Below are 7,137 nucleotides of genomic sequence, written 5' to 3'. Positions count from 1 at the left end.
CCCGGCCGTCGCCACCCACCGGAAGGGGTCCCATGGCCGCCGGTCCCATCATCGCCACTCACGGCACGCCCGTGCTGCAACTGCGCGGGATCTCCAAGCGGTTCGGCGCGGTGCAGGCGCTGACCGACGTCGACTTCGAGGTGCGCGAGGGTGAGGTGGTCGGGCTCGTCGGCGACAACGGCGCGGGCAAGTCCACGCTCATCAAGTGCGTGGCCGGGATCTACACGATCGACTCCGGCGGCGTCCGCTTCCGCGGCAGGCCGGTCACCATCCACAGCCCGAAGGAAGCCGCCGACCTCGGCCTCGAGGTCGTGTACCAGGACCTCGCGCTGGCCGACAACCTCGACATCGTGCAGAACATGTTCCTCGGCCGGGAGCGCGGAATGCCCTTCTGGATGGACGAGTCGAGCATGGAGCGCGCGGCACGCGAGACCCTCGCGTCGCTGTCGGTCCGCACGGTCAAGTCGGTGCGAACGCCGGTCGCGTCGCTGTCCGGCGGGCAGCGGCAGACCGTGGCCATCGCCAAGGCCGTGCTGTGGGACTCGAAGGTCGTGCTGCTCGACGAGCCGACCGCCGCGCTGGGCGTCGCGCAGACCCGCCAGGTCCTCGACCTGGTCCGCCGACTCGCGGAGCAGGGCCTCGGCGTCGTGCTGATCAGCCACAACATGGCCGACGTGTTCGAGGTGGCCGACCGGATCAACGTGCTGTACCTCGGCCGGATGGTCGCGGAACTGCCGGTGAAGGAGACCACGCACAGCCAGGTGGTCGAGCTGATCACCGCGGGCCGGTCCGGCGACCTCGGCCTCGCCCGCCCCGAGCAAGTCACCCTCTAGCTCTTCTCACCCGAGGACCCTTTCTCATGACCGAGACCCCGGCCAGGACCGACAAGCCCACAGGGGCGATCTCGGACTTCGGCATCGACACCACATCCCAGTCCACCGGCGAGGCCATCCGCGACTACTTCGCCAGGCTGCGCGGCGGCGAGCTGGGCTCGCTGCCGGCCCTGCTCGGCCTCCTGGTGCTGGTGATCGTGTTCTCCGCGCTGTCGGACCACTTCCTGACACTGAACAACACGGCGAACCTGATCGCGCAGGGCGCCGGCAAGATGATCATCGCGATGGGCCTGGTCTACGTCCTGCTGCTGGGCGAGATCGACCTGTCCGCGGGCACCGCGTCCGGCGTCTGCGCATCGGTGATGGCTCTGCACTACGTGCATGCGGGCAACCTGCTCGACGGCATGGGCAGCACCGTGTTCTGGGTGTTCTCCCTCGGCATGGTGCTGGCGGTCGTGCTCGCGCTCCTGATGCGGATCTGGGCCGGCGCGGTGTTCGCCCTCGGCGCGTTCCTGATCGCGGTGTTCGGCCTGCCGCAGAACGCCTGGTACGAGATGGTCCTGGCGGTCTGCGTCGGCGCGGCGATCGGCTGCATCACGGGCTTCATGGTGTCCAAGATCGGTATGCCGTCGTTCGTGGTGACCCTCGCGCTGTTCATCGCGTGGCAGGGCGTGATCCTGCAGTTCATCGGTCAGGGCGGCACCCTCGGCATCCGCACCTCGCCGACCCTGTTCAACGTGGCCAACGGCAACCTGGACGTCCTCGGCAGCTGGATCCTGTGCGTCATCGCGGCCGGCGGCTACGCGGCGATGGTGCTCGGCGAGCACTTCTCGCGGCTGCGCAAGGGGCTCGTCACGCAGCCGACGCCGATCGCGGTCGGCAAGGTGATCGTGGTCGCGGTCATCGCGATCGTCGCGACCCTGCTGCTCACCTCGAACCGCTCGCCCAACCCGGACCTGGTGACCATCCGCGGTGTGCCGTACGTGGTGCCGATCATCCTCGGTCTGCTGGCAATTGGGACGTACGTGCTCAACCGGACGCGCTACGGACGGCACATCTACGCCGTCGGCGGCAACGCCGAGGCCGCCCGCCGTGCCGGCATCAACGTGAGCAAGGTCCGCGCGAGTGTCTTCGTGGTCTCGTCCGCGGCGGCCGCCATCGGCGCGATCGTGTACTCGTCGAAGGCGGGCTCGGTCGACCCGCAGGCCGGCGGCCTGAACACGCTGCTGTTCGCCGTCGGCGCGGCGGTCATCGGTGGCACGTCGCTGTTCGGCGGCAAGGGCAAGGTCGCGCACGCGGTGATCGGCGGTCTCGTGCTCGCGGTCGTGGAGAACGGTCTCGGGCTGCTGAACCAGCCGGCCGCCGTGGTCAACATCATCACCGGCCTGGTGCTGCTGCTCGCCGCCACGGTCGACGCGCTGTCCCGCAGGAGGGCGGCAGTCACAAACTAGGCAGGAGCGAGGGGTTTGACCAGCACACCAACGGGCTCGCCCAGCTTGGGCGCCCGGCCCGACGAGGTGCGCCGGCACAACCGCACGGTCCTGTTGAGGAGGCTGCACGTCGGCGGCCCGACCACGAGGGCGTCGCTCGCGGCTGAGCTCGGGCTCAACCGCAGCACGATCAAGGCCCTCGTGGACGGGCTCGCCGAGACCGGCGTGGTCGTGGAACGGGTGCCCCGCCAGCGGTCCGGCGCGGGGCGCCCGTCGCTCCTGGTCCTGCCACAGCCGCACGCCGCGGTGGTGCTCGCGGTGGACGTGCGGGTCGACCAGGTGTCGATCGCGCTGGTCGGCCTCGGGGGCGAGATCCTCGGGCGCAACAGCTGGAACCTGCGGGTGCGGACTCGCGAGCCGGAAGAGGTCGCCACGCACGTGGTCGACTCAGCCGTCCTGCTGGCCGCCGACATCGGCGTGCGGATGGTCGCCGCCGGTGTGTCCGTGCCGGGCGTGGTCCGCCGTTCGGACGGCCTGGTGCACGAGGCGCCGAACCTCCACTGGACCGGGGTGCCACTCGGCGAGCGGCTCAGCACCATCTTCGACATGCCGGTCATGGTCGGCAACGACGCGGAGCTGGGCGCACTGGCCGAGCACCTGCGGGGCGCCGCGCGGGACGCGTCGGACGCGGTGTACGTGTCGGCGGACGTCGGCGTCGGCGGCGGGGTGATCTCCGACGGGTCGGCGCTGCGCGGCACGGCCGGGTACGTCGGCGAACTGGGCCACATGGTCGTCAACCCGGCCGGGCGGCGGTGCTACTGCGGCAGCACCGGCTGCTGGGAGACCGAGGTGGGGGAGCCGGCTCTGTGCCGGGCACTCGGGTTGCGTGAGAGCGCGCCGCGCGGCGCGGTGGTCGCGGAGCTGCGGGCGCTGGCCGCGTCGTCGCAGCAGGTGCGCAGGCAGCTCGGCGAGTTCGCGGAGTGGTTGACCGTCGGCCTGGTCAACGTCGTGAACGTGCTGGGTCCGGAGCTGGTCGTGCTCGGTGACCTGTTCACGGCGCTGCCGGCGTCGCTGATCGCCGACGTCGGCGAGGAGGTCCGCAAGCGCAGCCTGGTCAGCCGCGCGGTCGGCGGTATCCGGCTGGCGGTGTCGACGCTGGGCGCGGACTCGACGCTCCTCGGCGCCGCGGAACTCGCTTTCGAACCGGTGCTGGACGCGGTGTAATCACCCCGTGGCGCTGACCGACGCCTTCCTCGATCTCACCCCCGTCCGCACCCGGCTCTACCGGCGGCTCTGGCTCGGCCAGACCGCGTCGGGCCTCGGCAGCCAGCTCGCCGTCGTCGCCGTGCTGTACCAGGTGTGGGACGCGACCGGGAACCCCGTCTGGACCGGCGCGGTCGGCATGGCGCAGGCGCTGCCGCTCATGGTGTTCGGACTGTTCGCGGGGTCGCTGGTCGACCGGCGCGACCGGCGCCGTATCTACCTCGTCGCCAAGGTCGGGCAGGCGGTCTGCTCGCTGCTGCTCGCCTACCAGGCGTTCTTCCTGGACCTGCCGGTCGTGGGGCTGCTGGCGATCGTCGCCCTGCAGGGCTGTTTCGGGGCCGTGTCGGCGCCGGCCGCACGGACGTTCCTGCCGCTGCTGCTGCCACCGGAGCAACTGGCCGCGGGGCTCGCGCTGGCCCGCATCGGGTTCCAGTCCGCCATGCTCGTCGGTCCGGCGCTGGGCGGGCTCGTGGTGGGGACGTGGGGGGTGGGCGTCTGCTACGCCGTGGACGCGGTCACGTTCTGCGCCGCCCTGTACGGCGCGTTCGGGCTGCCCGCCATGCAACCGGAGGGGACGGCGTCCCGGCCCGGGCTTCGCGGCGTGTTCGACGGGCTGGCGTTCCTGGTGCGGGCGCCGGTGGTGCGGGCCGCGTTCGTCACGGACCTCGCCGCGACCGTGCTCGCCATGCCGATCAGCCTGTTCCCGCTGGTCAACGCGGAACGCTTCGGCAACGACCCCCGCACGCTCGGGTTGTTCCTGTCGGCGATCGCGGTGGGCGGGGTGGCCGCGTCGGTGCTGTCCGGTTTGTTCACCCGCCGACACCGGCAGGGCGTGGTCATGCTGGTCGGGGCCACGGCCTGGGGCGGCGCGCTGACGGCGTTCGCCCTCGCGCCGAACCCGTGGCTCGGGCTCGGGTGCCTGGTGGTGGCCGGCGCGGCCGACACCGCGTCGGTCGTGTCGCGGAGCACGATCGTGCAGCTGACGACGCCGAACGAGCTGCTGGGCCGCGTCGCCGCCGCGGAACAGATCGTCGGCCAGGCCGGACCCGAGGTCGGCAACCTCCGCGGCGGGCTGGTCGCCGGCGCGACCACCGGGACGTTCGCCCTGACGAGCGGCGGGCTCACCTGCGTGGTGGTCGTCGTGCTGATCTGGACGGTCACCCCTCGGCTGAGGAGCTTCCGGGTATAGGCGAGGCGGGACCCGTCCGCTCAGGCCCCGCCTCGCTCGAAGTCGCTTTTCGGTTGTTTTCCCTGCCAGCTAAGCCTGACGCTGCCCTTGCTGCAGGTCGGCTTCCAGCTCGCGCAGGCGCTCCTGGTGCTTCCGGGCGTGGTGCCCACAGAAGAGGAGTTCGCCGCCGGAGGGAAGGATGGCCCGTACCTGAGCGCCTGCGCCGCAGCGGTCGCAGCGGTCAGCGGCGGTCAGGTCGGGGCGGGTGAGCGTCGTGTTCATGAGAAATCTCCCTCCGTCCCGGCAACCGGTGGAGTCCCGGTGCCGTGTTCGGCTGCGGCCATCGCTGGCGCGGTGTCGCAACCTCTACTCTTCCAGACGTTTCGGTCCCCGTCAGTGTTCCCGCGCTGAATGTGAGATCACCTGACTCATGAATTAACCCGGTTGTCGCATTCGGCCTCTCACATTGCAGGATCGTCACGTGGGCTCGGATGGTTCAGTGATACGCGCCACTCACCTCCCAGCACCGTTACTCTTCGTGGTCGGCGGACTGTCGATGTACCTGGGTGCCGCGGCGGCCGTGTGGCTGTTCGATGTGCTCTCGCCGGCGGCCGTGGCGTGGCTGCGCCAGCTCGGCGCCGCGGTGGTCCTGCTGGTGTGGCGGCGGCCTGGACCTGCGGCCTGGCATGGGCGGACGTGGGCGCTGGCGGCGTTGTTCGGGATGGTCACGGCCGCGATGAACCTCGTGTTCTACGAGTCGCTCGACCGGTTGCCGCTCGGCACGGCCGTCGCACTGGAGTTCGTCGGCCCGGTCCTCGTCGCGGCTTTCGGCTCACGCTCAGTGAGGGACATCGGGGCACTGTTGCTGGTGGTCAGCGGCGTCGTGCTGATCGCGGACGTCCGCTGGGCGGGCAGCACGCGCGGAGTCCTGTTCGCTCTCAGCGCAGCCGTGTTGTGGGCCGGATACATCCTGTTGGGGAAGAAAGTCGCAAAAGTCGGCCTCGGCGTGGACGGCCTGGCGGTCGGCTTCGCCGTCGCCACCGTGGTGCTGTCACCGCTGGCGCTGCGCACCGGGCCCGTGTGGTCTTCGCCACGGCTGCTGCTGCTCGGGATCGGCGTCGGCGTGCTGTCCACAGTGGTGCCGTACGTGCTGGACCAGGTCGTGCTGCGGCGGATGGGGCAGTCCCGCTTCGCGTTGCTGCTCGCGTTACTCCCGGTGACGGCCACGACGATCGGGCTGCTCGTCCTGCGTCAGGTGCCGACGGGTGCCGGAGGCCCTCGGTATTTTCGCGGTGGTCGTGGGTCTCACCATTCGGACACGACGTGAGGAGCCCGGACCAGAGCCGCTCTAGTCAGTTGCGATCGTTGTTCAAACGATCGTATTCAGATCTTGCCATTTCCACCCCCGCGATATGGGTCCGGTGTCCTGGCCGGAGCCGACCTCATGACGGGCGAAGGGCAGATCGGTCTCGGCTGGGACGCGGACGGAGTCGTCGATCAGGTGAATGACGCGCCGTCCGCGGTGGGGGATCGGTGATCGGCCTCTCCGACCGGCTCGACCTGCCTACCAAGACCCAAGCGGAGGGATACCGGCGCGGTCGCCCCCGCGCCGGCTACGGACCTGCTGGCGGCCTCCACGCTGCCCCCTGAACGGCTCGACGGCCCTGCAGGCACTCGACCTGCTCGGCCTGGAGCCAGGGCAGACCCTGCTCGTCACAGGCGCGGCTGGGGCCGTCGGCGGGTTCGCGGTGGAACCAGGCTGGCGAAGGGCGGCCTGAAGGGGCGGCTGGTACCACTGCCCTGACCAACGCAACCCCCTGCACAAGCCGATCCCCCCACCACCCCGGCCCGGGGGCGGTGAGGGGACCGACCGTGCAAAAAACCTAACTCACTCCAGGTAGTCCCGGAGCACCTGAGACCGGGACGGGTGCCGCAGCTTGGACATCGTCTTCGACTCGATCTGGCGGATGCGCTCCCGCGTCACGCCGTAGACCTGGCCGATCTCGTCGAGTGTCCGCGGCTGGCCGTCGGTGAGGCCGAAGCGCAGCCGCACCACGCCCGCCTCGCGCTCGGACAGCGTCGCCAGCACCGACTGCAGCTGGTCCTGCAGGAGCGTGAAGCTCACCGCGTCGACCGCGACGACCGCCTCGGAGTCCTCGATGAAGTCGCCGAGCTGGCTGTCACCCTCGTCGCCGATGGTCTGGTCCAGCGAGATGGGCTCCCGGGCGTACTGCTGGATCTCCAGCACCTTCTCCGGGGTGATGTCCATTTCCTTGGCCAGCTCCTCCGGCGTCGGCTCGCGGCCGAGGTCCTGGAGCAGCTCACGCTGGATGCGACCGAGCTTGTTGATGACCTCGACCATGTGCACCGGGATGCGGATGGTGCGGGCCTGGTCGGCCATCGCGCGGGTGATCGCCTGCCGGATCCACCAGGTGGCGTACGT

Annotated in this window: 6 protein-coding genes and 1 pseudogene; 5 read left to right on the top strand and 2 right to left on the bottom strand. The window is 70.5% G+C overall.

The window, feature by feature from the left end:
* The first annotated feature begins 32 nt into the window (after positions 1-32).
* Genes ACJ73U_RS13070 through ACJ73U_RS13055 form a run of 4 tightly spaced genes read left to right on the top strand, consistent with a single transcriptional unit; the run spans position 33 to position 4,715 of the window.
* Entirely contained in the window at positions 33-833 is an 801-nt protein-coding gene (locus tag ACJ73U_RS13070; protein ID WP_407777855.1) for an ATP-binding cassette domain-containing protein, read from the top strand.
* 26 nt (positions 834-859) lie between these two features.
* Positions 860-2,284: a sugar ABC transporter permease gene (locus tag ACJ73U_RS13065; RefSeq protein WP_407777854.1), complete on the top strand. Its 1,425-nt coding sequence runs from the start codon at positions 860-862 to the stop codon at positions 2,282-2,284.
* A gap of 15 nt (positions 2,285-2,299) precedes the next feature.
* Complete coding sequence (locus ACJ73U_RS13060) at positions 2,300-3,487, top strand: ROK family protein (protein WP_407777853.1); 1,188 nt, start codon at positions 2,300-2,302, stop codon at positions 3,485-3,487.
* A 7-nt stretch (positions 3,488-3,494) separates the two neighbouring features.
* Positions 3,495-4,715, top strand: a complete 1,221-nt coding sequence (locus ACJ73U_RS13055; protein ID WP_407777852.1) for an MFS transporter — start codon at positions 3,495-3,497, stop codon at positions 4,713-4,715.
* Between the two features lie 69 nt (positions 4,716-4,784).
* Here the strand turns inward: ACJ73U_RS13055 and ACJ73U_RS13050 are convergent, their stop codons facing one another.
* Complete coding sequence (locus ACJ73U_RS13050; protein WP_407777851.1) at positions 4,785-4,976, bottom strand: hypothetical protein; 192 nt, start codon at positions 4,974-4,976, stop codon at positions 4,785-4,787.
* Between the two features lie 274 nt (positions 4,977-5,250).
* Here ACJ73U_RS13050 and ACJ73U_RS13045 point away from each other — a divergent pair.
* Positions 5,251-6,046: pseudogene (locus ACJ73U_RS13045) on the top strand (EamA family transporter).
* Positions 6,047-6,582: 536 nt separating this feature from the next.
* On the opposite strand, the gene ACJ73U_RS13040 reads toward ACJ73U_RS13045, so the two are convergent.
* A partial coding sequence (locus ACJ73U_RS13040) for an RNA polymerase sigma factor (protein WP_407777850.1) occupies positions 6,583-7,137 on the bottom strand: 555 nt, incomplete at its 5' end.

Origin of the sequence: Actinophytocola sp., assembly GCF_045807065.1 — a bacterium.
Taxonomy (GTDB): domain Bacteria; phylum Actinomycetota; class Actinomycetes; order Mycobacteriales; family Pseudonocardiaceae; genus Actinophytocola.
The sequence above is the reverse complement of the archived record's forward strand: the minus strand, read 5'-3'. Positions and strand labels throughout refer to the sequence as shown.

Coding starts and splice junctions, on each gene's coding strand:
- ACJ73U_RS13070 (WP_407777855.1), top strand. CDS start 33: ATGGCCGCCGGTCCCATCATCGCCACTCACGGCACGCCCGTGCTGCAA.
- ACJ73U_RS13065 (WP_407777854.1), top strand. CDS start 860: ATGACCGAGACCCCGGCCAGGACCGACAAGCCCACAGGGGCGATCTCG.
- ACJ73U_RS13050 (WP_407777851.1), bottom strand. CDS start 4,976: ATGAACACGACGCTCACCCGCCCCGACCTGACCGCCGCTGACCGCTGC.